Below are 23,709 nucleotides of genomic sequence, written 5' to 3'. Positions count from 1 at the left end.
TGACCTGTTCGAGGCGTTTTGCGGGTTGAAGGCAAGATTGAGATTTCACATATGCGGTGCTAATCTGAATCTGTCCGGCGCCGGGACTTTGAACGGCGTTTGCAAGAAGGAGGACTATGTCCTGTCTCTCAACAACCAAACGGGCGCGCCGATGAGTGGCGCCTCCAGTGATGTGACCAGCGAAGAACTGCTGGAGCGTATTCTGTCCTCTCTCGAGTCTGACAAGGCCGAGGATATCGAGCAGATCGACTTGCGCGGCAAATCCTCGATCGGTGACTTTATGGTAGTCTGCTCGGGCACCTCGTCCCGGCAGGTTTCGGCCATCTCCGAAAAACTGGTGGACCGCCTGAAACAAGACATCGGCCGTCTGTCGCGTGTCGAAGGCAAAGCGACCGGCGACTGGGTGCTGATCGACACGGGCGACATCATCGTGCATGTGTTCCGCCCTGAAGTGCGCGAGTTTTACCAGATCGAAAAGATGTGGAAGGACGGCCTCTCTCCTGAGAGCGTCTGATGCGGGTCCATATCTGCGCCGTGGGCCGGTTGCGCACCGGCCCGGAACGCGCCTTGATCGATGACTATACCAGCCGTTTTGACCGAACGGGCCGGGCGCATGGCCTCGGCCCTTTGTCCTTCCATGAGGTTGAGGACAAGAAAGGTGGCGGCATGGCCGCAGAGGCGGCGCTGCTGGAGCGGGTGATCCCGAAAGGTGCCTTGCTCTGTGTCATGGATGAGCGCGGCAAGGTGCTGTCTTCGCCGCAGTTTTCCGACAAGCTGGGCGAATGGCGCGACAACGGGCGGCAAGATCTGGCGATTGTGATCGGGGGCGCCGACGGGATTGACCCCTCCCTGCGGGCCAAGGCGGATTTTGCCATTTCCTTTGGCAAGATGGTCTGGCCTCACATGCTGGTGCGGGTGATGTTGAGCGAACAGCTTTACCGTGCAGCATCGATCCAGGCGGGCAGCCCGTATCACCGGGTGTGATCGCGGTCCGGACCTGCATCCTCGGCCAAGCGGGCGGTCAGCACATGATCACGCCAACTGCCTGCGATTTTCAAATACTTGCGGGCATAGCCTTCGCGGCTGAAGCCGAGACGTTGTAACAGGGTGGCGCTGCGGTGGTTTTCGGGCAGGTGACTGGCCATGACCCGGTGCAGCCCTTCAGCCTGGAACATATGCTGGATGCTGGCCTCTGCCATCTCTGCCATCAGCCCGGTACCCTGATGGGCGGCATCAATCGACAGGCCCATATGGCAGGCCTGAAACACCCCTCGGGCAATACCGGTGAAGCTGCAGATCGCGGCAATCTCCTGTGGGGCATCCTGCCGGCGCGCCACCAGATGCACCGCATCCGTGCCATCGGCCTCGATCCGGCGCAGCCATTCCAGTTGGCGGTGATAGCCGGTGGGGCGTTCGGGTTCCCAAGGGGCCAAATGTTCAGCGTTGCGCAGATAATAGGCACTGAGGGCGCTGGCATCGCCGATGCTGCGCCGCCGGATGAAGGTGCGAGGGGTGATAAGTTCCATTTCCTCTGCACAGCACATCCGCATCGCATAGGTCAAGAGATCGGACAACGCGCTTAAATCCTGCACATGCCCACACAACCCGCTGCACAAGAGGTTCCCCCCTGCCGCCGGCTGCGCTAGAAGGCAAGAGAGCAGAGCGGAGAGACAGTATGACCACCCCCAAACCCGTTGTTTTGTGCATCCTCGATGGCTGGGGCAAACGTGCCGAAAATGGTGCCAATGCACCGGTGCTGGCCAACACCCCCGGGTTTGACAAGATCATGGCGACCTGCCCCTCGGCAGAGCTGATCACCCATGGACCGGATGTGGGACTGCCCCGTGGACAGATGGGCAATTCGGAAGTGGGACACACCAACATCGGCGCGGGCCGGGTGGTGGCGATGGATCTGGGCCAAATCGACCTGTCGATCGAAGAAGGCACGTTCCAGCAGGAGGCCGCGCTGGTCAGCTTTATCGACACATTGAAGGCCTCGGGCGGCACGGCGCATCTGATGGGGCTGGTGTCTGACGGCGGGGTGCACGGCCACCTGACCCATATCATTGCAGCGGTGAAGGCTGTTGCCGAAGCTGGCGTGCCGGTTGCCCTGCATGCGGTGACCGACGGACGGGATGTGGCGCCGAAATCTGCCCTGACCTATCTGGCGGCACTGGAGGCGGCATTGCCCGACAACGCCCACATCGCCACGGTCACCGGCCGTTACTATGCGATGGACCGCGACAACCGTTGGGAACGGGTTTCGACGGCTTATGACGCGATGGTTCAGGGCAAGGGCGCGGCGGCGGCCACTGCGCTAGAAGCCGTGGAAACCTCTTACAACAACGATGCCAGCGATGAGTTTGTCACGGCAACGGTTATTGCCGATTACGAAGGTGCCAAAGACGGCGACGGTTTTTTCTGCCTCAACTTCCGGGCTGACCGAGCGCGGGAAATTCTGCGCGCCATTGGCGAGCCGGGTTTTACCGAGTTTGACATCGCGCCGCGCCCGGATTGGGCCGCTCTACTGGGCATGGTCGAATATTCCGAAGGCCACAACGGCTATCTTTCCACCGTGTTCCCGCCGCGGGACATCGTGAACACGCTTGGCGCATGGGTAGCGCAGCAGGGCAAACGCCAGTTCCGTCTGGCAGAGACCGAAAAGTATCCCCATGTCACCTTCTTCCTGAACGGTGGCAAAGAAGATCCCGAGGAGGGCGAAGACCGTTACATGGCGCCCTCACCCAAGGTCGCCACCTATGATCTGCAGCCTGAAATGAGCGCGCCAGAGGTGACCGAGAACTTTGTCCGCGCCATTGAAGAGGGCTATGATCTGATCGTCACCAACTACGCCAACCCCGATATGGTGGGCCATACCGGCGATCTGGACGCCGCGATCAAGGCCTGCGAAGCGGTGGATCAGGGGCTGATCGCAGTGGTCGAGGCGCTGGAAAAGGCCGGTGGCGCGATGATCGTTACTGCCGATCACGGCAATTGCGAAACGATGGTGGATCCCGAAACCGGCGGACCGCATACGGCCCATACCATCAACCCGGTGCCGGTGGCGTTGATTGGCGGGCCCGAGGGCGCGCGGCTGCGCAATGGACGTCTGGCCGATCTGGCGCCGACGCTGTTGCAGCTGATGGGGCTGGACCAACCAGCAGAGATGACCGGTCAAAGCCTGTTGGAGGCATAACAGCAGATGCTGCGCCCGCTCGCGCTCTCCCTTGCCCTGATGTTTGGGCTGTGCTCGGTCACGCAGGCCGAGAGCGACCCTGCTGCTCTGGCTGAGGCCGCAGCGGCGCGGCTGGATCAGGCGGCACAGACACTCGCCGGGGCAGAAAAGGCGCGGGATCGGGTGAAAGCCCTGTCGGAAACCCTGCGCGCCTATGAAGACGGGCTGGAAGCCATGCGCGAAGGGCTGCGCCGTGTGTCACTGCGTGAGGCACAGCTGACCCGCGAGTTGCAGGCCCGTGAAACCGAGATTTCGCAGCTGCTTGGTGTGCTGCAATCCATCGCTGCCACGCCCGATCCGGTGTTGGCACTGCATCCCGATGGCCCCACTGGCACGGCACGTTCCGGCATGTTGCTGGCCCATGTGACCCCCGCCTTGACCGATCAGGCACAGGCGCTGCGCCTGAAGCTGGAAGAGGTTGCCATGCTGCGCGCCCTACAGGAAAACGCTGTCGACACCTTGGAACGTGGACTGGAAGGCGTTCAACAGGCGCGCACCTCGCTCAGTCAGGCCATCTCGGACCGCACCAATCTGCCCAAACGTTTTACCGAGGATCCGGTGAAAACCGCGATCCTGATTGCTTCTACCGAAACGCTGGAAGGCTTTGCCTCCGGCCTCAGCGAAATTGCCGAGGGGGAGGTGGATGGCTCGCTGCCGGACATCAGCCATCGCAAAGGCAAACTGCCCCTGCCGGTGCAAGGCACCGTCCTGCGCCGCGCCGGAGAAGCGGACGCAGCCGGCATCAAACGCCCCGGGTTGATCCTGGCCACCCGCCCACGCGCGCTGGTCTCGACCCCAACGGCGGCAACGATCCGGTATCTTGGGCCGCTCCTCGATTTCGGCAATGTGGTGATTCTGGAACCGCAGGCCGGATTGCTCTTGGTGCTGGCGGGGCTAGATGTGGTCTACGGTCAAGCCGGACAGGTGCTGCCCTCGGGCTCTCCGGTTGGGCTTATGGGGGGCAAAGACGCGGAAATCGGCACGATTTTGTCACAGGCTGGTGAGGGGGCTGGAACTGAGGCGTCAGAAACGCTCTATATAGAAGTGAGAGAAGACAACGCCCCGGTGGACCCGGACGCGTGGTTCGCAACGGGGAAGGATAATTAATCAATGAAGAAATTTGTCATGGCAGCCCTTGGCGGCACCCTTGCCGGGGTTATTGCCACCACACAGATCGCAGGCCCGCTGGTCGCGCAGGAAAACACGCAGCAGACCAACGTCTATGAACAGCTGGATCTGTTTGGCGATATTTTCGAACGCATCCGCGCCCAATATGTCGAAGAGGTTGACGAAAAGGACCTGATCGAGGCCGCCATCAACGGCATGCTGACCTCGCTTGATCCGCATTCAGGCTACCTGTCGCCGGATGATGCCGCCGACATGCGGGTGCAGACCCGTGGTGAATTTGGCGGCCTTGGCATTGAGGTCACCCAGGAAGAAGGCTTCGTCAAAGTGGTCTCCCCGATCGATGGCACCCCGGCCAGCGATGCAGGCGTTGAGGCAGGCGACTTCATCACCCATGTGGACGGCGAAACCCTGCTGGGCCTGACATTGGACGAAGCGGTGGAGCTGATGCGCGGTCCGGTGGGCAGCGAAACCCTGATCACCGTGGTGCGCGAAGGTGAACCCGAGCCGTTTGAGATTTCGATTATTCGCGACACCATCAAGCTGACCGCCGTGCGCACCCGTACCGAGGGCAACACCGTGGTGCTGCGGGTGACCACCTTCAACGATCAGACCTTCCCGAACCTGAAAGACGGCTTGGAAAAGGCTGCCGATGATCTGGGCGGCATGGACAATGTGAACGGCATTGTTCTGGACCTGCGCAACAACCCGGGCGGATTGCTGACCCAGGCGATCCGCGTGTCTGATGCCTTCCTCAACAGCGGTGAGATTGTCTCGACCCGCGGCCGCAACGCCGCCGAAGGTGAACGTTTCAACGCCACCGAAGGTGATCTGTCTAACGGCAAACCGATTGTGGTCCTGATCAACGGCGGCTCGGCCTCGGCCTCTGAAATTGTTGCCGGTGCGTTGCAGGATCACCGTCGCGCGATTGTTGTCGGCACCAAAAGCTTCGGCAAAGGTTCGGTGCAGACCGTGATGCCGCTGCGTGGCAACGGTGCAATGCGCCTGACCACCTCGCGCTATTACACGCCATCGGGCCGTTCGATCCAGAACCTGGGCGTGTCGCCGGATATCATCGTTGAACAGCCACGCCGCAATCCCGAAGCTGAAGGCGAAGAGGAAGAGGCCCGTCAGAACCGGACCGAGGCCGATCTGCGCGGCTCACTCTCCAACGACTCGCTCAGCGAGGATGAGATCAAACAGATCGAAGACGAACGTGCCGCCGCCGAAGAAGCGGCCAAGCTGCGCGAAGACGACTATCAGCTGGCCTATGCTGTGGACCTTCTGAAAGGTCTGATGGCCTTGGGTCCGAAAAACTGATCCGCCTCGTTTGAGGCTCTGGCCCCCGGCATCGCGCCGGGGGCTTTTCCATGTCCCCTGCCCACAAGAAGTGCTGCCATGACCCCCGAAGAGATCGCCAAACTGCCCTACCGCCCCTGTGTCGGGGTGATGCTGATCAACGCCGACAACCATGTGTTTGTGGGCCAGCGTTTGGACAATGACGCCGCGGCCTGGCAGATGCCTCAGGGCGGAGTTGATGATGGTGAAGATCCCCGTGACGCGGCCCTGCGCGAACTGTGGGAAGAAACCGGCGTGACCAAAGACAAGGCCGAAATCATCGCCGAAACCGACGGCTGGCTGCCCTACGATCTGCCCCATGATCTGGTGCCGAAAATCTGGAAAGGCCGCTATCGCGGGCAGGAACAGAAATGGTATCTGATCCGCTTCTCCGGCACTGACAACGATGTGAACATCGCAACTGACCACCCCGAGTTTTCCGAATGGCGCTGGCTGCCGGCAGACGAACTGGTTACCAATATCGTGCCCTTCAAGCGCGCGGTCTACGCCAAGGTTGTTGCGGCCTTCGCCGACAAGCTTTGATCCCGACACGAAAACAACAAGGGCGGCCCCTCCCCGGCGCCGCCCTTTTCAATGATCCGCAAATACTCCCGCCGGAGGCGCAGGCAAGCCGCAGCGCTTAACGCAGGATCTCTGCCGGGCGGATTGCACCGGTGACAAGACCGTCCCAATTGCGGATCTTCGGCGTCATGAATTTCTGCGCCGCCGGATGCGCCGGGTCCAACACCCCAAGCTTCACCAGAACCGCTGCAATGGCCGCTTCGGCGCCGCGGGTAGTCCCGTCCGCAATCTTCAGCGCCACACCCAGCTTTTTCTCTGGGATGATCGCAATGAAAAACGCCTCGGCCCCAGTTTTCAGGGCCACACGTCCGCCACAGGCGCGCATCAACTCGGTGCAGGCACGGCCCTCACCGGCAACCAGCTCAGGATAGGTCATCATCGCATTGCGCAGCCGCGCCGCCGCATCCTGACGGGTGTCGCCTCCTTCCTCAGCCGCGGCAAAAAACGCCATCGCGCGGGCCATACCATGCAGGGTTACCGCGTGGTTCGGGGCAGAACAGCCGTCAATGCCAAAGCCGGGGCTGGTATCTCCGGTGACTTCTTCAAATGCCGAGAGGCAGGCTTGCTGCACCGGATGATCGATCTGGCAATATTCGGCGCCGCCGCCCAAGTGCTGGCTCAACGTGAGGAAGCCCGCGTGTTTGCCTGAACAGTTGTTATGAACACGGCAGGGCTCTTGGTGGGCGCGGATCATCTCCAGGCGCAGCGCGTCGTCACGGCTTTCCTGCGGGCCGCAGCGGAAATCATCATCGCCGCAGCCGATGTCTTTCAGCCAGGCGTTAACCTTCTCCACATGGATTGGCGCGCCGTTGTGCGAGGCACAGGCCAGCGCCAGATGTTCACCAGTCAGCCCCCGGGCGTCCGCCACGCCGCTTTCGACCAGCGGCAGCGCCTGCAGCATTTTGGAGGAGGACCGCGGCAGGACCACAGCATGGGGATCGCCCCAGGCCTCGACAATCTCACCATCCGCGCGACAGACCACGGCATGACCGCTGTGCACGCTCTCCAGGAAGTCGCCACGCAAGATTTCGACCATTGGCACTGGTGCCACCATGAGGAACCCTCCTATTCTTCTGCGAAAAACCGCCAATCACCCTTTCGTTGCTGGTGGCTTTTGCGCTATTGTTTATATGTTGAGCAAGAAGTGCCCGTTTCCGCGATAAAACACCAGCACAAGGTGAAGGAGAGGGCCGGCAGATTTGAGGCAAGGACAGCTGGAGGCTGGATCACATGGTATCCCGTATAGCAAGCACCCTGATCGGGGCGGTTATGGCTCTGTCTGTTGCAGGCGTTGCGCAGGCACAGGACAGCACCAACCAAGTCGCCACCAAAACCGCTTGGAGCGTTTTTGAAGACAACGACCCGCGCGAATGCTGGGCCGTAGCGGCCCCCAAGGAAACCGTCAACACCCGCGAAGGCCGTATTGTATCGGTGAACCGCAGCGACATCCTGCTGATGGCGTTCTACCGCCCTGGCGCGGGCCTGGAGGGTCAGCTGACCTTTACAGGCGGCTATGGTTTTGCCGATGACGCGCCGGTGACCATCGATGTGGATGGCACCGTCTTTAACCTCTTTACCGAAGGGGAATGGGCCTGGACCGACTCGCCCGCAGATGACGCCAAGATCATCACCGCAATGAAACGGGGCCGCACCGCGGTTGTCACCGGCCTGTCAAAACGCAGCCGGACCACCACCAAGGACACCTTCTCTTTGTCGGGCTTCACCGCCGCCATCGAGGAAGCGCAGGCCCGCTGCAAGTAAGAACTGAAATCTAGATTTTTGATACACGTCTAAGGCCCCGCTTCGTGGGCCTTTTTCTTTGTTACGGCGTCCGGATCGGCGGATCGGGTGTCATTTATGCGGCATCCGCAAGATTTGTCTTGCTTGATTGCCCCAGTCAGCTATCTGGGTCCGGACCTAAGAAAGACCAAAATCCGTATGCCCAAAGACGCTTCGCACGTACCCGTCGAACCCAAGCCACAGATGAAGGCCCAGAACTGGGTCAAAACCCTCGCCAAATACCGTGAACCCAACACCGGCCGCAGCCTGACCGAGGTCGCGATCACGCTGGTGCCGTTTATCGGCATCTGGGCGCTGGCCTGGTGGGCCATGTCGGTGAGCTACCTGCTGGCCTTTGTTCTGGGCGCTGCAAATGCGTTGTTCCTGCTGCGTCTCTTTGCCATCCAGCATGACTGCGGCCACGGTGCTTTGTTCAAGAGCCGCCACCTGAGCGACTGGACCGGCCGCATTATTGGGGTACTGACCCTGACGCCTTATGACGTCTGGCGCCGCACCCACGCGGCACACCACGGCACGGCAGGCAATCTGGATAAGCGCGGGATGGGTGACATCCACACCATGACGGTAGAAGAGTATCGCGGCCTGTCAAAACTCGGCAAGTTGCAGTACCGCCTGTACCGCAACCCGTTTGTGCTGTTCGGCTTTGGCCCTAGCTACCTGTTCTTCCTGCAGAACCGTCTGCCGATCGGCCTGATGAAACAGGGCCGCTATTGGGCGTCTGCGATGACCACCAACCTGTCGATTGTCGTGCTGTTCGGGGTGATCTGGTACTTTGGCGGCCTGGCCCCGCTGCTGCTGATCGCCCTGCCCTCGATCCTGATTGCCGCCACCGCGGGCATGTGGCTGTTCTATGTGCAGCACCAGTTCGAATGCACCCAATGGGCGCCAGACACCGACTGGCAGCTGCATCACGCCGCGCTGCATGGGTCGTCCTACTACGTGCTGCCGAAGGTGCTGCAGTGGTTCAGCGCCAACATCGGCATCCACCATGTGCACCATGTCTACAGCCGCATTCCTTTCTACCGCCTGCCTGAGGTACTGAAGGATCACGCAGAACTGGCCAAGATCAACCGGATGAACATCCGCGAAAGCTTGGTCAATGCGCGGCTGCATCTCTGGGATGACAAATCGCAACGCCTGCTGAGCTTTGCCCAGGCGCGTCAGCTTTACGGCTAAAGGCCCAAACCGGCCAACGCATAGCCGCCATGCGCAGCCAAAGCCTATCCGATATAGGCTTTGGCAAATCTATCCGAATCCTGTATGACCCGCGTTCATCCCATCTAGGAAGCGCGATATGACGGCCACTGCACCGATTACTCAGGATGTGAAAACCTTTCCCCGCAAACTGCCGGAGGGTCCGAAGAACATCGTCGGACTGACCCGCGCTGGTTTGCGCGAAGCGTTGATCGAGATCGGCACCCCTGAAAAACAGGCCAAGATGCGGGTCAACCAGATCTGGCAGTGGGTCTATCAGTGGGGCGTGCGCGACTTTGCCGAGATGACCAACCTCGCCAAGGCCTACCGCGCCAAACTGGCCGAGAATTTCGTCATCGAAGTGCCCGAGGTGGTCAGCAAACTTGTGTCGACCGATGGCACCCGCAAGTATCTGGTACGGATCGCCGGCGGCCACGAGGTTGAGGTGGTCTATATCCCCGAAGAAGGCCGTGGCACGCTGTGTGTGTCGTCGCAGGTCGGCTGCACGCTGACCTGTTCTTTCTGCCACACCGGTACGCAGAAACTGGTGCGTAACCTGACCGCTGGCGAAATCGTGGGCCAGATCATGATGGCCCGTGATGATCTGGAAGAATGGCCCGAGCCCGGTGTCGGCACTGGCGATGCTGGCCCGCGCCTGTTGTCCAACATCGTGCTGATGGGCATGGGTGAACCGCTCTACAACTTCGACAATGTGCGTGACGCGATGAAAATTGCGATGGACGGCGAAGGCATCAGCCTGTCCCGCCGCCGCATCACCCTGTCGACCTCTGGCGTTGTGCCGGAAATTGCCAAAACCGCCAAAGAGATCGGCTGCTTGCTGGCGATCAGCTTCCATGCGACCACCGATGAGGTCCGGGATGTGCTGGTGCCGATCAACAAACGCTGGAAAATCGAGGAACTACTGCAATCTCTGGCCGCTTACCCCAAGGTGTCCAACTCGGAACGGATCACCTTTGAATATGTGATGCTGGATGGTGTGAATGACAGCGACGAGGACGCCCATCGTCTGATCGATCACATCAAGCGCCACAACATTCCGGCCAAGATCAACCTGATCCCGTTCAACGAATGGCCCGGCTCACCCTACCAATGTTCGTCGAACAACCGCATCCGCGCCTTTGCTGACATCATCTACAAGGCCGGCTACGCCAGCCCGATCCGCAAAACCCGTGGTGATGACATCATGGCAGCCTGTGGTCAGTTGAAATCGGCCACAGAACGCGCCCGCAAGTCGCGCAAACAGATCGAAGCCGAAGCCGGCATGGGCGAGTGATTCGCCCGTCACAATTGTCTTTTTTGGAAAGAAGGCCGCAGGGATCGAACCGGTTCCCGGCGGTCTTGATGGTCTGAGTATCCTGATTCTCGCCCGCTCTGCCTAGCCGGGAATTCGAAACAATCGCCCTCCAAAAGGGGGTATTCCTGTCAAATTTTCACACAATTGACCCATTTCGGCACATATGCGGCCACATGACCCTGCGATCTAATGAGCATTATGAACTCATTTGTTGGAGATCACGTCATGTTTGCGAGTGCTTATGAATCAAATGCCCTGGAAACCGTAGCGGTTATGGAACTGATCCGCGAAGAGCGGAAGAAGTCGGTTTCGGTCCGGGAATGGAAACACCGTCTGTTTGGCTACGGCTATGCCGTTGTGAACACCGACCACGGTGAAATGATCGAGAACCTCAGCTCCCACGAGGAAATCTGCGAAGTCCCGCAGGAGCTGCTGCACTGATTTGAAGCGTTTTCAGCAACGTTTTCGCCGTCAGCGGCCCGGGATTATGTCCCGTTTGGTGCCTGCGCCCTCCCAATCGTCGATGGCCGCCATGGCCTCTTCAGCGGTTTCGACAAATCGGAACAGCTCCAGATCCTCGGCCGAGATGGTGCCCGCCTCGGACAGCGCTTCCCAGTTGATGATCGAACGCCAGAAGGCTTCGCCGAACAGCAGGAACGGCACCCGCTCCATGCGGCCGGTCTGAATAAGCGTCAACGCCTCAAACAGCTCATCCAAGGTGCCAAACCCACCGGGGAAGGCCGTGACCACCCGCGCCCGCATCAGGAAATGCATCTTGCGGATCGCGAAGTAGTGGAAGTTGAAACACAGATCCGGGGTGACAAATTCGTTCGGCGCCTGCTCATGCGGCAATACGATATTGAGCCCGATAGACACCCCATCGGCGTCCTGCGCCCCCAGATTGCCGGCCTCCATGACACCGGGGCCACCACCGGTGCAGACCACATAGTCATGACCATCGGTTTCCTTGCCACGCAGGGTCACCAGCCGCGCAAATTCACGCGCTTCATCATAGTATTTCGACAGATCCGACAGCGTTTGGGTCCGCGCTTGATCCTTGTTTTCGGGACGGGGAATACGGGCCCCACCAAACAGCACCACGGTGCTATCGACGCCATATTCATCCATCAACATCTGCGGTTTCAGCAGCTCCAACTGCAACCGCACCGGGCGCAATTCTTCGCGGCACAGGAAATCCTCATCGCTGAAGGCCAGGGCATAGGACGGCGCACGGGTTTGCGGCGTGTCCGGCACCTCATGGGCGGTCTCGCGGTCGGTGTGGGCGTCACGAAACGGGCTGCGACGGTCGTCTTTCATGCTCGGAAATCCTTATTCTCTTTTCTATCTGTAAAACCTAGCGCGGCGGCGCGGGGGTGGCCAGCAAGTCTCACGCCAGAGTGACCTGTTTCTGACGGGGAATTTCCGCGGTTCCGTGTCACTTCGCATCTTGCCGCCCCGGCTGTGCAAAATTATAGATAATCTATGAGCAACAGCACCATCGCCGACCGCATTTACGACAGTCTTGCCGATCAGATCATCCGGGGCACCCTGCCACCCGGTGAAAAACTGCGCCAGGATCACATTGCCAAAGCGTTCGACACCAGCCACGTGCCGGTGCGGGAGGCGTTCCTGAAGCTGGAAGCCCATGGTCTGGCCGTCAGCCTGCCCCGGCGCGGCACCCGTGTCAGTGAATTGGACACCGCGGAGTTGCGCGAAGTCACCGAGATGCGTGCCGCGCTTGAGGTGCTGGCGTTGCAACATGCTGGCATGCAGATGACCAGCGCCGATCTGCATCGCGCCGAGGAGGCCCGCAAAGCCTGTGACGCTGCCGAAGACCTGCCCACATGGGAGGCCCGCAACCGCGCCTTTCACCGCGCCATTCTGACGCCCTGCCACATGCCAAGACTGCTGGCGACGATCAACGATCTGCATATCGCCTCGGCCCGGCATCTGTTGGCGAACTGGAAAAGCGGTTGGGTGCAGCGCGAAGATCGGGACCACGCGGCGATTCTCACCCTGCTGCGGCGACGCGATGTGACCGGCGCCTGCGAACTGCTGCGGCGCCATCTGCGCAAGGCAGACCGGATCTCCCTGCGTTAAGCTCCGAAAATTATAGACAAAACCCTTGTCGTCATTTTCTCGCTTGTAAAATTATCTATTATAGTAATGATGCAACACAGCAATAGGGTATTTTTATCTATAAAAGGAGGACCCAAAGCTATGAAATCCACTCTCGGACTCTCCAACCCCAGCCTGAGCCTTCAGGGCCAGCTGATCCGTATCGCCACGGGCATCGCGCTTTTGACCGTCAGCGCCAAAATTCAGGTACCGTTTTGGCCGGTGCCGATGACCCTGCAGGTCGCTGCGCTGATGATGATCGCCGCCGCCTATGGCTTCCGCCTCGGCACCGCAACGATGGCGGGCTACCTGATCGCAGGCGCCGTAGGGCTGCCGGTGTTTGCCGGCACTCCGGAAAAGGGAATTGGGCTGGCCTATATGCTGGGCGGCACCGGCGGCTATCTGGCAGGGTTCCTTGTGGCGACTGCCATTGTTGGCTTTGCCGCTGACAAACTGCCGAAGCTGGCGCTTTGGCCCGCCATGCTGGCCGGTCTGGCTGCGATCTACACGCTGGGTCTGGGCTGGCTGGCGCAATTTGCCCCCGAAGGCAAACTGCTGGCCTGGGGCTTCACGCCGTTTATTGCCGGTGATCTGGTGAAAATCACCCTGGCCGCTGTTCTGGTTCTGGGTGTCCCGCCCGCATGGCGCCACAAAATCCGCGGGACCTCTTTGGATGTTTGACCAAAATCCCCAACCATCATCCGACCGCGCGGAAATCCGTTCGGATTGGACCGTGGACGAAGTGGAGGCGCTGATGCGCCTCCCTTTGCTGGATCTTGTTGGGCAGGCCAGCGCCTTGCACCGACGCCACCACGATCCCGAAGACATCCAGAAGGCCAGTCTGCTGTCGATCAAGACCGGTGGCTGCCCCGAAGATTGCGCCTATTGCCCGCAATCCGCCCACCACAAAGAGGTGGACCTGGACAAAGAAAAGCTGATGAACCCAAAACACGTCATCTCTCTGGCGAAACGGGCGCAGCAATCCGGCGCCGAGCGTTTCTGCATGGGTGCCGCCTGGCGCAAGGTGCGGGACGGGCAGGAGTTCGACAACGTGCTGGAGATGGTGCGTGGCGTGAATGATCTGGGCATGGAGGCCTGCGTCACCCTTGGCATGCTACAGCCGCATCAGGCCGAAGCCTTGGCTGAGGCGGGCCTGAAAGCGTACAACCACAACCTCGACACCAGCCCTGAATTTTACGGCGAAATCATTGGCACCCGCACTTATCAGGACCGACTGGAAACCCTGTCGTACTGCCGTGACGCTGGGCTGGATCTTTGCTGTGGCGGGATCATCGGCATGGGCGAAAGCTGGCGCGACCGGGCCAGTATGTTGCAGGTGCTGGCAAACTTTGACCCCCATCCCGAAAGCGTGCCGATCAACGCGCTGATCGCTACCCCGGGCACGCCGCTGGCGGATCGCGGCAAGGTCGCCGCCTTTGATCTGCTGCGGATGGTTGCCACCACCCGTATTCTGATGCCAAAAACCCGCGTCCGCCTGTCGGCTGGAAGGTCGGATTTCTCCACCGCGGAACAGGCGCTGTGTTTCCTGGCCGGGGCCAACTCGGTGTTCTATGGCGACGTGTTGCTGACCGCCCCCAACGCCGGAACTGGCGCGGATCGCGACATGTTTGCCGCGCTTGGATCGCTGTCGGACGCATGAGGTCGCGCGGTCGCATTGCGAAAACCGTGTCTCTCGCCTATAGCCGTTGCGAAACGCAGCATTGAACAAGAGGACATTCCATGTCGAACGCCCAATTGGAACAGGCCATCGAAGCCGCCTGGGACGCCCGTGACACCATCACCCCCGCCACCACCGGCGAGACCCGCGATGCCATCGAAACCACGCTGAACGCGCTGGATTCGGGCAAGCTGCGCGTTGCCGAAAAACTGGAGAGCGGCGACTGGCACGTGAACCAGTGGGCCAAAAAGGCGGTTCTCTTGGGCTTCCGCATCAAGGACATGGAACTGCAATCCGGTGGCCCGCAGGGCTCCAGCTGGTGGGACAAGGTCGACAGCAAATTCGCTGGCTGGGGTGAGGCCGAGTATAAAGCGGCTGGTTTCCGTTCGGTGCCCAACGCGATTGTACGCAAGTCGGCCTATGTGGCCCCTGGCGTTGTGCTGATGCCGTCCTTTGTGAACCTGGGCGCCTATGTTGACGAAGGCACCATGGTGGACACCTGGGCCACCGTTGGTTCCTGCGCACAGATCGGCAAAAACGTGCACCTGTCAGGTGGCGTTGGCATTGGCGGCGTGCTGGAACCGATGCAGGCTGGCCCAACCATCATCGAAGACAACTGCTTCATCGGCGCACGCTCCGAGGTGGTTGAAGGCTGTATCGTCCGCGAAGGTTCGGTTCTGGGCATGGGGGTTTACATCGGCCAGTCGACCAAGATCGTCGACCGTGAAACCGGCGAAGTGATGTATGGCGAAGTGCCGCCTTACTCGGTTGTTGTCTCCGGTTCGATGCCGTCGAAGAACGGCGTCAGCCTCTACTGCGCGGTGATCGTGAAACGTGTGGACGAAAAAACCCGCTCGAAAACCGGCATCAACGAGCTGCTGCGCGACTGATCTTCGGACAGTTCACGGAATAGAAAACGGCGCCTTGATCAGGCGCCGTTTTTGTTTGTGCCTGCCCGAAAACAGTTGCGACGCCCCGAAGGGCGCCGCTGCAGTTCACTGCTCGATCCGGGGCAGCCGATTTGGCATAGCGTTCAGGACGCCAGCAGGGCTTGGGTTTCAAACTCTCTCAACGACAGCCGCGCCGCGGGGCCGTAGCCGCGGCCCGTGGACAGATCCAGCTGCGGGAAAAGAGACAGAATCTCGTTTTGCACATCCGCGTCAAAGCCGGTGCCAGCCTCGGGGCCGGGCAGGTAGCTTTCGGTCCACATGCCGTTGGAACGCAGCACTTCGTGGCGGTCAAACAGCACATGCACATAGGTCACACGCTCCCCCACCGGTTTGCGGCGCACGGTCTGGTGATTCAGCAGGTGTTTCGCAGGGATCAACACCTCATTGGCGTCGAACATCAGCTGCGCGCGTAGATCACGCATCAGGACACGGTGCTGTGGGGACACCGTCAGTTCGCCGTGATTGCCAAGCGCACCGGCTGCAATTTCAATCGGTGCGTTATCTTCTTTGCTGATGACATTGCAGGTGCCCGACCAGCGCACCGGCTGATAGCCGTGGTCCCGGGTCAGCACCAGATCGCCTGGCATCAGCGATTCGACGGGCAGCCGCCCACGCGCCGTGTCGATCATTGTGCCCGTGACAAAGCAGGGCACGGTTTTCACCGTTGCATAGCCGCTGCCTTCGTTGCCCATATCATCCACCACCGAATAGGTGAAAGTGGTCTCATCCTCTTCGTCAGCGCCAACAATGTTCAGCGTGCCGTCGTCATTCAGGCTGATCTGCACACCGGAGTTCAGGGTGATCACATTGCCCTCAACCAGCGGCTGACCATTGATATGGGTGACGGTCAGCGTACCGCCCTCATAGCTCATATCATTGGCAAGAACATCCAGATCCTGTTCGTCGCCCAAGCCGACGCTGATCACGTCATCGTTCACCACCACGGCCGTTTGGACGCTGTCACCTGCGATCATCAGGTTACTGTCATATTTGCTGTCACCGGCGTCGGCGATGCCGATCCGTATGGTGTTTTCTTCACCCGGGGTCACGGGGGCCCGCAGGGTCAGTGTGATAGTCATCCCATCCATTTCGGTATTGTACTGGTCATCAGCGTTGTCGACATACCAGTCCGAGTTGCTGTCAGGGTTGATTTCATCAATCGAAATCTCACTGTCGCCGAATGTCAGCTCTGCCTGCACGCCGTTGACCCAGATGCCGACGGCATCGTTGTAGCCGGAATCGACCCATTCCAGATATTCCTCGGAGGAAAAGGTCAACTGCATCGACAGCACATTGCCGTCCGGCACAAAGGTCGCCTCAAAGATCGCGGCGTCATAGGTGTCCATGCCCGCGATCGCGTTGAGCCCCGCATCACCATCTACACCAGAAGTGTCGGTTGTGGTGTCCGCAGTTTGGTTTGCCTCACCGGAACTGTTGGTGATGTCCGTTGCGTGGCCGGTCGACAGGATCACACCATTGTCCGAAGGCGCCACACCCGGCATGGTTTCGGTGGCACCTGAATAGATTCCAGAAGAGTCATCGTCCCCAGTGTAGGTCGCACTTTTGACCTCAATCCCGGAGCCAAACATAGCATCGGCCATCTGCAGGGCAGATGCATCCGTGTTTATGCTGAGTTCTTGCGCTGCTACCATATCCCCAACCTCTGACACTCATCACTTTGCAAAAAATTCAATAACAGGAGGTTATCATTCACCCACTTCTTACGCAGGGTCTGCAAAGGGGGAGACTCGCCCGGGATTTGGTATGGCGACCTAGACAAAGGGATGGAAAACAAGCGCCCAAAACCCTTTTTTGGCGAACCAAACACGAGTGAAAAGCAACTTGTGGCCGAGTAGCTTTGAATTAAACGGGCCTACTGCGACGGAATTGCGCAACCTCGGCGTATCAAATTCGACGATTTCGACAGGAGGCTTTCATGATTCGTGCCATTTTCCTCTCCGCAGCGATTCTTTCCGGGTTCGCCGCGCAAACCGCCCGCGCCCATGACAATGAGGCGCAGATCACGGTTTCCGGAGACCAACGCTGCATTCTGTCCAATGGGACACCTGATCATTCCATTGGCCAATTTCCCACCCGTGGCAATCCCAACCGGTTCAAAGCGCAGAATTTGAAAGTCTGTGTCGACGCCACACCGGAACGCACCAGCCGGACCGTGACGCGGACCAATGCCTCGGGGATCACTCTGACAGGTATCATGCTGCGGCCGGGCACTGCCGAGTTCTATGACGCCTCCAGCCGACGGGGATTTTCCCGCAATCGCGCCAGCGGCTGGCAGGTTGAGGGCATGGGTGGCGCCGACTGTTGGGCATGGATCACGCCAACGCCCATGTCGATAAACGCGGCCTCTATCACTACCACGCCCCCGCCGACGTCTGGACAGGCAGCGGCCAAGGCAGCCTGATCGGCTATGCGGCGGACGGGTTTGAGATACACTATGTTGGCGACCGCGCCCAAAGCGCCTATCAACTGAAATCCGGCACCCGCAGCGGTGGCCCGGGCGGACGTCATGATGGCACCTATGTGCAGGATTGGGTGTATAAAGCAGGCAGCGGCAATCTGGACGCTTGCAACGGCGCGATGCTGGACGGGCGTTATGTCTATTTTGCAACCGACAGCTATCCGTTTTTCCCGCGCTGTTTCAAAGGAACGGTGAGCCGCGACTTCCTGGGCCGACCATGAGGCACCACCTGCAGGGCCAGAACCGCTTGATCCGCCCCGCCCATCGTCGTATTGCCGAAGCATGAGCGAGAAGAAGAAACAGAAGAAACCCTCGCGTCAGCAGGTCTACACACTGCTGGTGCAGGTTGGCCGCAAAGACGGCGACGGTTTGCCCGAGGGCGCAACCGGCGGGGCACTGATGATCTATGCCAGCGGCGTGGATGAGGCCGAGGCCGTGCGCGAAACAGTGGCGATCCTGAAACAGGCCGATCTGGCCCCGTTGGATGTGACCGGCTACGGCACGCTGGACGAACGTCTGGAGCAGGGCCATGACATTAGCGGTGAAGAACGCGAGTTGATGGCGCGGGCGTTGGAAGAGAACTCGGTCATTGTGGCGCAGATGACGCCATTCTTTGATGGCGAAGACCTGAATGACGTGGCAGGGCCGGTTCAGTAACCGGCCTTTTGCTTTGCCCCTTCAGGCCGCGCGAAGTTCGGCCAGGGTGATTGCCTCGAAGTGATCCAGCAGCGGGAAGCCCGGCGTGATATGTTCAGGCAGGCGCGACCGGTCCACATGAGACAACAGGCTGGCCGCCATCAGCGCTTTGTCGCGCCGGTTCCGGCCCAGAAACAGCGTTTCCAATGTCGATCCCGCGGCCACGCAAGGTTCGTTCCCCGGCAGCAGGATCTGCCAATAAGACACCGTGTCCTGCGGCTGGTGTTTCATCGCAGAAACCCCATTGATCAAATGCGCCGCTGGAATACGCACCTGCGGCTTGCCAAACAGATACTCCACCGCTGAGCCACTGGACCAAAGCCGCTGCTCGGCGCCAACCAGAATATCCTGTTGCAAGCCAAAGTAGGGCGCCCGCAGGCGGACCGGCGCAAAAGACCCCAGGGCCGGCACATCGCGTTTAATGACCTGCAGCACCGGCACCAACTGCCCGTCCGGGGTCCGCACCAGATCCCCGCGTCGCAGGCTCTGCGCGGCGCGGTAGCCCTGAGCCGTAAGGATCGGCACCTGCGCGGTCAGTCCGGGCATCGGGCCGATGGGCTCAACCTCGGTCGAAATGGCAAAGAATTGTACCGCCCGGTCCATCTGCCGTTGCAACGGATCCAGCGTCATCACTCGCAGATCCGTCAGTAACAACGGCTTGGGGTCTCGCAGCACTTTCTGGAACACTTTGCCCGAGCGGATCCGTTCGATTGCCAAACGGCCCCAGCGGGCGGGTGCATCCCAACTGTAGGTCACCCGCAGCTCTTCAGCCTGGGTGACCGCGTCATGTTCCAACACGGTGTGGAACACGTCTTGGCCCTGCGTGATAACCAGAGCCACGCCCCCAGTGGGCAGTTCTTGCAGAGAAAAGGAGCTGACCCAGGGGTGATCCCGGTGATAGCCCAACAGTTTGCGGGGCCGTCCATCGCCGGGCAGCCGCATTTCAAACAGGATCGAACCACAGGTCAACAGGCTGCTTGGATCCAGCGTTTCGGCGGCAGTCCCGCGCGCGGCACCGATCCCGTTCAGGTCAAACACCTGCCGGTTCTGATCCGAAAGCGCGATCCAGCCCATCTCAGGCCACCTCATCATCGGGGGCATCCCCGACACGTTTCAGCAACGTCGCCTCAAAATGGCGCAGTGTCCGACGGGCGGCAGGGCCATAGCCTTCGCCGGTTTCGGGGTCCAGCTCGGGAAACAGTTTACAGATCTCTGCCATGATATCCTGTTCCAGCGAATGCACGATCTGGGGACCGGGCAGGAAGCTTTCGCTTTCCAGCCCTTCGGAATAGACAATCTGGTGTTCATCAAACAGCAGATGTACGTAGGTCACCTGCCCGCCTTCCACACGGCGCACGGTGGAGCCGTTGACCAGTTCTTTGGCCGCTACCAGCACTTCGCTGTCACCAAACAGCAGCTCACTGCGTGCGTCCTGCAGCAAAACACGGTGCAGCGGAGAGACCCAAAGGTCGGCGTGTTCACCAAAGGTGCCGCGCCGGATGTGAATCGGGGCAAAATCCCCTGTCGCTTCAACCTGTCGTGACCCAATCCAGCGGATCGGCTGGGCGCCGTTGTCCTTGGTTTCCACCAGATTGCCAACGCTGAGGTATTCCACCGGCATCTCACCTTCCGGCGTGCGCAGCATGGTGCCTTCAACAAAACACGGCACCTGATTGATCGTCACAAAAGCCGAGTCGCTGATCCCGTCCAGCGTTTCTGCCGTATAGGAGAAGTTCACACTTTCCAGATCCCCATCCGCCAGTACAGTGATCGTGCCGTCGCCGTTGACCTCAATCACCTGGCCGGTGGACAGGGTGATCACGGACCCGGCCGAAACTTCCTGACCGTTGATATGGGTCAGCGTCAGGGTGCTGCTGCCGTCCCCGTCATTGCCCAGAATATCAACCGTGCGCTCAAAACCGGGCGCCACATCCACCACGTCATCTTCGGCAATGAATGCGGTCTGCGCACTGTCGCCAGCAATCAGCAAGTTCGAGTCGTAACTGGAATCGGTCACATCCGCGATGCCGATGCGCAGGGTGTTCACCTCGTCCGGATTGACGTTCATCTTTAGCGTCAGCGTGGCGGTAAACCCGTCCATCTCGGTGTTGTATTCGTCATTCAGGTTCGAAATGAACAGGCTTTCGTTGTCACCTGCATTGATGTTGTTGGGGTCGATGTCGCCATCGCCAATGCCCAATTCCACCAGCTGCCCATTGACCCAGACACCGATGAAATCCTGATAGAGGCTGTCGACATACTCCGGGTATTCTTCGGATGAGAACACAAACTGAAGGGTCAGCGTGTCCCCGTCGGGGATAAACTCCACCTCCAGAATCGAAGCGTCATAGGTGCGGGTACCAGCCGCCGCGTTGAAATCCGCATCATTGTTCACGCCGCGGGTGTTGGTCGAGGTGCTGGAAGAGGTGTTGGTGTTGGTCGAGCCGCTGCTCTGGGTGAAGTTGCTGGTACGGCCGGTTGACAGGATCACGCCGGTATCGCCCGGCGTGACGTCGCCGGAAATCGCATCGCCATCGGAATAGGTCCCCGAAGACCGCCTGTCACCGGAATAGGAGGCATCGGTGACAGTGACCCCTGCCCCAAAGATCTCTTCCGCCATCTGAACAGCGCTGGCGTTGTTGTTGATCGTCAGTTCCTGCGCGACCGGCATAGCTCTACCCCTACCCAAAACGGGCAGCACGCAGCCAGAGCAGCCCAAGCCTGTTGCCTGGGTCCGATATCGATTTCCTGCTCACCCGGGCCTTTTGGCCTCTGTTGGGTCTTGCGTCCTGCCTCGGGACATTTTTTTCCAGCTATACACGGTTTCGCCGGTCGCGTTAAGGGTCTGAATTCACAGCGCTCTGTCAGTGTTGCATTCCGTGGTGTCGGGATCACGATTGCTTGGCCCAACCCTGCCGCCGATTGCCCTTGCCGGCCAGACGCGCTAGCCCTTGGCGCAAGATAAAGGAGCCCCTGATGTCGCAATCCCACCCGTCGCCCGTTTGCCCCGTTGATCTGTCGGCCAAGCTGATCCAATGCCCCTCGGTCACCCCGGTGGAAGGCGGCGCGCTGGTGCTGCTGGAAACGCTGCTGAGCGATGCCGGCTTTACCTGCACCCGCGTCGACCGTGAAGGCATTCCCAACCTCTATGCCCGCTGGGGCGACAAGGGCCATGCCAAAACCTTTGGTTTCAACGGTCACACCGATGTGGTGCCCGTCGGGGATGAGGCCGCCTGGACCAAACCGCCCTTCTGCGGAGAGGTAGAGGACGGTGTGCTTTGGGGCCGCGGGGCCACCGATATGAAAACCGGCGTGGCCGCCTTTGCCGCCGCCGCTGTAGACTATGTGCGCGACAAGGCCCCTGACGGATCGGTTGTGCTGGCGATCACCGGCGATGAAGAAGGCGACGCAGATTTCGGCACCACCGCGCTGCTGGACTGGATGGATGAGAACGACGAAAAAATGTCGGTCTGTCTGGTGGGCGAACCCACCTGCCCGAACCACATGGGTGAAATGATGAAGATCGGCCGCCGTGGGTCCTTGACCGCTTGGTTCCAGTTCACCGGCAAACAAGGGCATTCGGCCTATCCGCATCGCGCCAACAACCCGCTGCCCGCAATGGCACGGCTGATGGACCGGCTGTCGTCTCATGCGTTGGACAATGGCACCGATCACTTCGACCCATCGACACTGGCCGTGGTGACGATGGACACCGGCAACCCCGCCACCAATGTGATCCCCGCCAAATGTGCCGCCACCGTTAACATCCGCTTCAACGACGCCCATTCTGGCCAGTCGGTCAGCGATTGGTTGCAGGAAGAGGTCAACAAGGTGACCGCTGAAACCGGTGTTGAGATCGACATGACGATCAAAATCTCCGGCGAAAGCTTCATCACCCCACCCGGTGCGCTGTCCGATCTGGTCAGTGCCGCAGTGGTCGCGGAAACCGGTGTGACACCGGAGCTGTCGACCTCTGGCGGCACGTCGGATGCGCGTTTTGTGCAGCATCACTGCCCCGTTGTGGAATTTGGACTGGTTGGCAAAACCATGCATCAGGTAGATGAGCGGATCGAGATCGACCAGATTCACCAGCTTAAGGCGATCTACACTCGTATTCTGGCGGACTATTTCGCATGAGCTGGGTGATTTCGGCGGTCTCTGATTACCAGCCCTGTCTCGACCTGCGCCGCGCTGTTTTCATTGAGGAACAGGGGATCAACGAGACTGAAGAGTGGGATGATCTGGACGATCAGGCGGTGCACCTACTGGCAACCATCGACGGCATTCCCGCTGGCACGGTTCGGCTGCTGACCAAAGGCATCACGGGTAAAATCACCCGGGTTTGTGTTGCCAAATCGGGGCGCGGCACGGGGCTGGGGGCGGCGCTGATCCGCGCCAGCGTGGATCATTTCAAAGAGGATGATGGCGTGACCCGTTGCGAATTGGGCGCACAGGAACACGCGCTTGGGTTCTACGGCAAACTGGGCTTTGCCCCCTATGGCCCAACCTATGACGACGCCGGCATCCCGCACCGCGATATGGAGCTGAGCCTCTGACATGCGCCCCCAACTAGTCCTCATGGTCAAGGAACCGCGCCCCGGCCGGGTGAAAACCCGATTGGGCCGCGATCTGGGCATGACCTCTGCCGCCTGGTGGTTCCGCCATCAGGTGCAGTCGCTGCTGCGCCGGATCGAAGACCCGCGCTGGGACACGGTGCTGGCCGTCGCGCCCGATGTGGAAGGCATGAGAAGCCGTATATGGCCCGCCCATCTGCCGCGCATCCCGCAGGGACGTGGCAATCTGGGTGACCGGATGGGCCGAGTGTTTCTGACCGCCCCCGGTCCGGTCTGCATCATCGGCGCCGACATCCCCGGCATCACCCGTGCTCATATCGCCCGCGCCTTCCGCGCGCTTGGCGATCACGACGCCTGCTTCGGCCCCGCACCAGATGGCGGTTACTGGCTGATTGGGTTGAAACAAGCCACGCGCCCCCCCCGCAGCCTGTTTCAGAACGTGCGCTGGTCCAGCGAATACGCGTTGGCCGACACACGGGCCAGCCTGCCCGGCAAACGTATCGCCTTAGTTGATACGCTGCAGGATGTGGACACGCTGGCGGATCTGAAAGCGTTAAGCAGGTAATTGGCGCTTAGAAACTCAGGGCCTTTCAAAACGCATAAACCCGTGACGCCCCCGCGCAGC

General features: G+C 60.2%; 26 protein-coding genes. 20 read left to right on the top strand and 6 right to left on the bottom strand.

Annotated elements, in window-relative coordinates; genetic code table 11:
* Positions 1 to 151: 151 nt before the first annotated feature.
* Together rsfS and rlmH are read left to right on the top strand one after the other, a co-directional pair.
* Entirely contained in the window at positions 152 to 514 is a 363-nt protein-coding gene (gene rsfS, locus SIC14_RS07020; protein WP_412565111.1) for a ribosome silencing factor, read from the top strand.
* The gene (gene rlmH, locus SIC14_RS07015) at positions 514 to 984 is read left to right on the top strand and encodes a 23S rRNA (pseudouridine(1915)-N(3))-methyltransferase RlmH (protein ID WP_412565110.1); all 471 of its coding nucleotides are present in this window, start codon (positions 514 to 516) and stop codon (positions 982 to 984) included. Before rsfS ends, rlmH begins: the two co-directional genes overlap by 1 nt.
* Here rlmH and SIC14_RS07010 read toward each other — a convergent pair.
* A complete protein-coding gene (locus tag SIC14_RS07010) occupies positions 972 to 1,574 on the bottom strand; it encodes a GNAT family N-acetyltransferase (protein WP_412565109.1) in 603 nt (200 codons plus the stop codon). The genes rlmH and SIC14_RS07010 overlap by 13 nt on opposite strands.
* Before the next feature lie 101 nt (positions 1,575 to 1,675).
* Between SIC14_RS07010 and gpmI the strand changes: the two genes are divergently transcribed.
* The 4 genes from gpmI (at position 1,676) to SIC14_RS06990 (ending at position 6,241) form a co-directional block, all read left to right on the top strand.
* Positions 1,676 to 3,196 (top strand): 2,3-bisphosphoglycerate-independent phosphoglycerate mutase, encoded by a 1,521-nt coding sequence (gene gpmI, locus SIC14_RS07005; RefSeq protein ID WP_412565108.1) that lies wholly within the window; start codon positions 1,676 to 1,678, stop codon positions 3,194 to 3,196.
* A 6-nt stretch (positions 3,197 to 3,202) separates the two neighbouring features.
* Positions 3,203 to 4,342 carry a murein hydrolase activator EnvC family protein gene (locus SIC14_RS07000; RefSeq protein ID WP_412565107.1) on the top strand — a complete coding sequence of 380 codons (1,140 nt, stop codon included), beginning with the start codon at positions 3,203 to 3,205 and terminating at the stop codon, positions 4,340 to 4,342.
* Positions 4,343 to 4,345: 3 nt separating this feature from the next.
* Positions 4,346 to 5,680, top strand: a complete 1,335-nt coding sequence (locus tag SIC14_RS06995) for a S41 family peptidase (RefSeq protein ID WP_412565106.1) — start codon at positions 4,346 to 4,348, stop codon at positions 5,678 to 5,680.
* A 78-nt stretch (positions 5,681 to 5,758) separates the two neighbouring features.
* Positions 5,759 to 6,241, top strand: coding sequence for an RNA pyrophosphohydrolase (locus tag SIC14_RS06990; RefSeq protein WP_412565105.1), 483 nt, complete (start codon positions 5,759 to 5,761; stop codon positions 6,239 to 6,241).
* Positions 6,242 to 6,338: 97 nt separating this feature from the next.
* On the opposite strand, the gene SIC14_RS06985 is transcribed toward SIC14_RS06990, so the two are convergent.
* A complete protein-coding gene (locus SIC14_RS06985; RefSeq protein WP_412565104.1) occupies positions 6,339 to 7,334 on the bottom strand; it encodes an asparaginase in 996 nt (331 codons plus the stop codon).
* Between the two features lie 215 nt (positions 7,335 to 7,549).
* Between SIC14_RS06985 and SIC14_RS06980 the strand changes: the two genes are divergently transcribed.
* From SIC14_RS06980 to SIC14_RS06965, 4 genes are all read left to right on the top strand, one after another.
* The gene (locus SIC14_RS06980; protein ID WP_412565103.1) at positions 7,550 to 8,041 is read left to right on the top strand and encodes an invasion associated locus B family protein; all 492 of its coding nucleotides are present in this window, start codon (positions 7,550 to 7,552) and stop codon (positions 8,039 to 8,041) included.
* A gap of 177 nt (positions 8,042 to 8,218) precedes the next feature.
* Positions 8,219 to 9,256, top strand: coding sequence for a fatty acid desaturase (locus SIC14_RS06975; protein ID WP_412565102.1), 1,038 nt, complete (start codon positions 8,219 to 8,221; stop codon positions 9,254 to 9,256).
* A 118-nt stretch (positions 9,257 to 9,374) separates the two neighbouring features.
* Positions 9,375 to 10,568 (top strand): 23S rRNA (adenine(2503)-C(2))-methyltransferase RlmN, encoded by a 1,194-nt coding sequence (rlmN, locus tag SIC14_RS06970; protein ID WP_412565101.1) that lies wholly within the window; start codon positions 9,375 to 9,377, stop codon positions 10,566 to 10,568.
* A gap of 246 nt (positions 10,569 to 10,814) precedes the next feature.
* Positions 10,815 to 11,030, top strand: coding sequence for a hypothetical protein (locus SIC14_RS06965; RefSeq protein WP_412565100.1), 216 nt, complete (start codon positions 10,815 to 10,817; stop codon positions 11,028 to 11,030).
* A gap of 30 nt (positions 11,031 to 11,060) precedes the next feature.
* Here the strand turns inward: SIC14_RS06965 and SIC14_RS06960 are convergent, their stop codons facing one another.
* The gene (locus SIC14_RS06960) at positions 11,061 to 11,906 is read right to left on the bottom strand and encodes an LOG family protein (protein WP_412565099.1); all 846 of its coding nucleotides are present in this window, start codon (positions 11,904 to 11,906) and stop codon (positions 11,061 to 11,063) included.
* Positions 11,907 to 12,071: 165 nt separating this feature from the next.
* On the opposite strand from SIC14_RS06960, the gene SIC14_RS06955 reads away from it, so the two are divergent.
* From SIC14_RS06955 to dapD, 4 genes are all read left to right on the top strand, one after another.
* A complete protein-coding gene (locus SIC14_RS06955; protein ID WP_412565098.1) occupies positions 12,072 to 12,689 on the top strand; it encodes a GntR family transcriptional regulator in 618 nt (205 codons plus the stop codon).
* Between the two features lie 120 nt (positions 12,690 to 12,809).
* Positions 12,810 to 13,388: a biotin transporter BioY gene (locus SIC14_RS06950; protein WP_412565097.1), complete on the top strand. Its 579-nt coding sequence runs from the start codon at positions 12,810 to 12,812 to the stop codon at positions 13,386 to 13,388.
* The gene (gene bioB / locus SIC14_RS06945; protein WP_412565096.1) at positions 13,381 to 14,367 is read left to right on the top strand and encodes a biotin synthase BioB; all 987 of its coding nucleotides are present in this window, start codon (positions 13,381 to 13,383) and stop codon (positions 14,365 to 14,367) included. The genes SIC14_RS06950 and bioB overlap by 8 nt, the downstream gene beginning before the upstream one ends.
* An 80-nt stretch (positions 14,368 to 14,447) precedes the next feature.
* Positions 14,448 to 15,275 carry a 2,3,4,5-tetrahydropyridine-2,6-dicarboxylate N-succinyltransferase gene (gene dapD, locus SIC14_RS06940; RefSeq protein WP_412565095.1) on the top strand — a complete coding sequence of 276 codons (828 nt, stop codon included), beginning with the start codon at positions 14,448 to 14,450 and terminating at the stop codon, positions 15,273 to 15,275.
* Between the two features lie 143 nt (positions 15,276 to 15,418).
* Here dapD and SIC14_RS06935 read toward each other — a convergent pair whose 3' ends face one another.
* Entirely contained in the window at positions 15,419 to 16,987 is a 1,569-nt protein-coding gene (locus tag SIC14_RS06935) for a choice-of-anchor L domain-containing protein (protein WP_412565094.1), read from the bottom strand.
* A 284-nt stretch (positions 16,988 to 17,271) separates the two neighbouring features.
* Between SIC14_RS06935 and SIC14_RS06930 the strand changes: the two genes are divergently transcribed.
* The 3 genes from SIC14_RS06930 (at position 17,272) to SIC14_RS06920 (ending at position 18,471) form a co-directional block, all read left to right on the top strand.
* On the top strand, positions 17,272 to 17,757 hold the full coding sequence (locus SIC14_RS06930; protein ID WP_412565093.1) for a hypothetical protein: 486 nt from the start codon (positions 17,272 to 17,274) through the stop codon (positions 17,755 to 17,757).
* Positions 17,664 to 18,035, top strand: coding sequence for a YHYH protein (locus SIC14_RS06925; protein ID WP_412565092.1), 372 nt, complete (start codon positions 17,664 to 17,666; stop codon positions 18,033 to 18,035). The genes SIC14_RS06930 and SIC14_RS06925 overlap by 94 nt, the downstream gene beginning before the upstream one ends.
* Before the next feature lie 61 nt (positions 18,036 to 18,096).
* Positions 18,097 to 18,471: a hypothetical protein gene (locus tag SIC14_RS06920; RefSeq protein WP_412565091.1), complete on the top strand. Its 375-nt coding sequence runs from the start codon at positions 18,097 to 18,099 to the stop codon at positions 18,469 to 18,471.
* A 21-nt stretch (positions 18,472 to 18,492) separates the two neighbouring features.
* Here the strand turns inward: SIC14_RS06920 and SIC14_RS06915 are convergent, their stop codons facing one another.
* Positions 18,493 to 19,602, bottom strand: a complete 1,110-nt coding sequence (locus SIC14_RS06915) for a Hint domain-containing protein (protein WP_412565090.1) — start codon at positions 19,600 to 19,602, stop codon at positions 18,493 to 18,495.
* Positions 19,586 to 21,181: a Hint domain-containing protein gene (locus tag SIC14_RS06910; RefSeq protein WP_412565089.1), complete on the bottom strand. Its 1,596-nt coding sequence runs from the start codon at positions 21,179 to 21,181 to the stop codon at positions 19,586 to 19,588. Before SIC14_RS06910 ends, SIC14_RS06915 begins: the two co-directional genes overlap by 17 nt.
* Before the next feature lie 305 nt (positions 21,182 to 21,486).
* Between SIC14_RS06910 and dapE the strand changes: the two genes are divergently transcribed.
* From dapE to SIC14_RS06895, 3 genes are read left to right on the top strand one after another with little or no spacing between them, the layout of a single operon-like run.
* Entirely contained in the window at positions 21,487 to 22,647 is a 1,161-nt protein-coding gene (gene dapE / locus SIC14_RS06905; RefSeq protein WP_412565088.1) for a succinyl-diaminopimelate desuccinylase, read from the top strand.
* Positions 22,644 to 23,066 carry a GNAT family N-acetyltransferase gene (locus tag SIC14_RS06900; RefSeq protein ID WP_412565087.1) on the top strand — a complete coding sequence of 141 codons (423 nt, stop codon included), beginning with the start codon at positions 22,644 to 22,646 and terminating at the stop codon, positions 23,064 to 23,066. Before dapE ends, SIC14_RS06900 begins: the two co-directional genes overlap by 4 nt.
* 1 nt (position 23,067) lies before the next feature.
* Positions 23,068 to 23,649, top strand: a complete 582-nt coding sequence (locus tag SIC14_RS06895; RefSeq protein ID WP_412565086.1) for a TIGR04282 family arsenosugar biosynthesis glycosyltransferase — start codon at positions 23,068 to 23,070, stop codon at positions 23,647 to 23,649.
* Positions 23,650 to 23,709 lie beyond the last annotated feature (60 nt).

Source organism: Thalassobius sp. MITS945101, from assembly GCF_047123305.1.
GTDB lineage: Bacteria > Pseudomonadota > Alphaproteobacteria > Rhodobacterales > Rhodobacteraceae > Thalassobius.
The sequence above is the reverse complement of the archived record's forward strand: the minus strand, read 5'-3'. Positions and strand labels throughout refer to the sequence as shown.

What these genes read in the sequence shown, in the direction of transcription:
- rsfS (WP_412565111.1), top strand. Translation starts at nt 152, where the DNA reads ATGAGTGGCGCCTCCAGTGATGTGACCAGCGAAGAACTGCTGGAGCGT.
- rlmH (WP_412565110.1), top strand. Translation starts at nt 514, where the DNA reads ATGCGGGTCCATATCTGCGCCGTGGGCCGGTTGCGCACCGGCCCGGAA.
- gpmI (WP_412565108.1), top strand. Translation starts at nt 1,676, where the DNA reads ATGACCACCCCCAAACCCGTTGTTTTGTGCATCCTCGATGGCTGGGGC.
- SIC14_RS07000 (WP_412565107.1), top strand. Translation starts at nt 3,203, where the DNA reads ATGCTGCGCCCGCTCGCGCTCTCCCTTGCCCTGATGTTTGGGCTGTGC.
- SIC14_RS06995 (WP_412565106.1), top strand. Translation starts at nt 4,346, where the DNA reads ATGAAGAAATTTGTCATGGCAGCCCTTGGCGGCACCCTTGCCGGGGTT.
- SIC14_RS06990 (WP_412565105.1), top strand. Translation starts at nt 5,759, where the DNA reads ATGACCCCCGAAGAGATCGCCAAACTGCCCTACCGCCCCTGTGTCGGG.
- SIC14_RS06985 (WP_412565104.1), bottom strand. Translation starts at nt 7,334, where the DNA reads ATGGTGGCACCAGTGCCAATGGTCGAAATCTTGCGTGGCGACTTCCTG.
- SIC14_RS06980 (WP_412565103.1), top strand. Translation starts at nt 7,550, where the DNA reads ATGGCTCTGTCTGTTGCAGGCGTTGCGCAGGCACAGGACAGCACCAAC.
- SIC14_RS06975 (WP_412565102.1), top strand. Translation starts at nt 8,219, where the DNA reads ATGCCCAAAGACGCTTCGCACGTACCCGTCGAACCCAAGCCACAGATG.
- rlmN (WP_412565101.1), top strand. Translation starts at nt 9,375, where the DNA reads ATGACGGCCACTGCACCGATTACTCAGGATGTGAAAACCTTTCCCCGC.
- SIC14_RS06965 (WP_412565100.1), top strand. Translation starts at nt 10,815, where the DNA reads ATGTTTGCGAGTGCTTATGAATCAAATGCCCTGGAAACCGTAGCGGTT.
- SIC14_RS06960 (WP_412565099.1), bottom strand. Translation starts at nt 11,906, where the DNA reads ATGAAAGACGACCGTCGCAGCCCGTTTCGTGACGCCCACACCGACCGC.
- SIC14_RS06955 (WP_412565098.1), top strand. Translation starts at nt 12,072, where the DNA reads ATGAGCAACAGCACCATCGCCGACCGCATTTACGACAGTCTTGCCGAT.
- SIC14_RS06950 (WP_412565097.1), top strand. Translation starts at nt 12,810, where the DNA reads ATGAAATCCACTCTCGGACTCTCCAACCCCAGCCTGAGCCTTCAGGGC.
- bioB (WP_412565096.1), top strand. Translation starts at nt 13,381, where the DNA reads ATGTTTGACCAAAATCCCCAACCATCATCCGACCGCGCGGAAATCCGT.
- dapD (WP_412565095.1), top strand. Translation starts at nt 14,448, where the DNA reads ATGTCGAACGCCCAATTGGAACAGGCCATCGAAGCCGCCTGGGACGCC.
- SIC14_RS06935 (WP_412565094.1), bottom strand. Translation starts at nt 16,987, where the DNA reads ATGGTAGCAGCGCAAGAACTCAGCATAAACACGGATGCATCTGCCCTG.
- SIC14_RS06930 (WP_412565093.1), top strand. Translation starts at nt 17,272, where the DNA reads ATGATTCGTGCCATTTTCCTCTCCGCAGCGATTCTTTCCGGGTTCGCC.
- SIC14_RS06925 (WP_412565092.1), top strand. Translation starts at nt 17,664, where the DNA reads ATGGATCACGCCAACGCCCATGTCGATAAACGCGGCCTCTATCACTAC.
- SIC14_RS06920 (WP_412565091.1), top strand. Translation starts at nt 18,097, where the DNA reads ATGAGCGAGAAGAAGAAACAGAAGAAACCCTCGCGTCAGCAGGTCTAC.
- SIC14_RS06915 (WP_412565090.1), bottom strand. Translation starts at nt 19,602, where the DNA reads ATGATGAGGTGGCCTGAGATGGGCTGGATCGCGCTTTCGGATCAGAAC.
- SIC14_RS06910 (WP_412565089.1), bottom strand. Translation starts at nt 21,181, where the DNA reads ATGCCGGTCGCGCAGGAACTGACGATCAACAACAACGCCAGCGCTGTT.
- dapE (WP_412565088.1), top strand. Translation starts at nt 21,487, where the DNA reads ATGTCGCAATCCCACCCGTCGCCCGTTTGCCCCGTTGATCTGTCGGCC.
- SIC14_RS06900 (WP_412565087.1), top strand. Translation starts at nt 22,644, where the DNA reads ATGAGCTGGGTGATTTCGGCGGTCTCTGATTACCAGCCCTGTCTCGAC.
- SIC14_RS06895 (WP_412565086.1), top strand. Translation starts at nt 23,068, where the DNA reads ATGCGCCCCCAACTAGTCCTCATGGTCAAGGAACCGCGCCCCGGCCGG.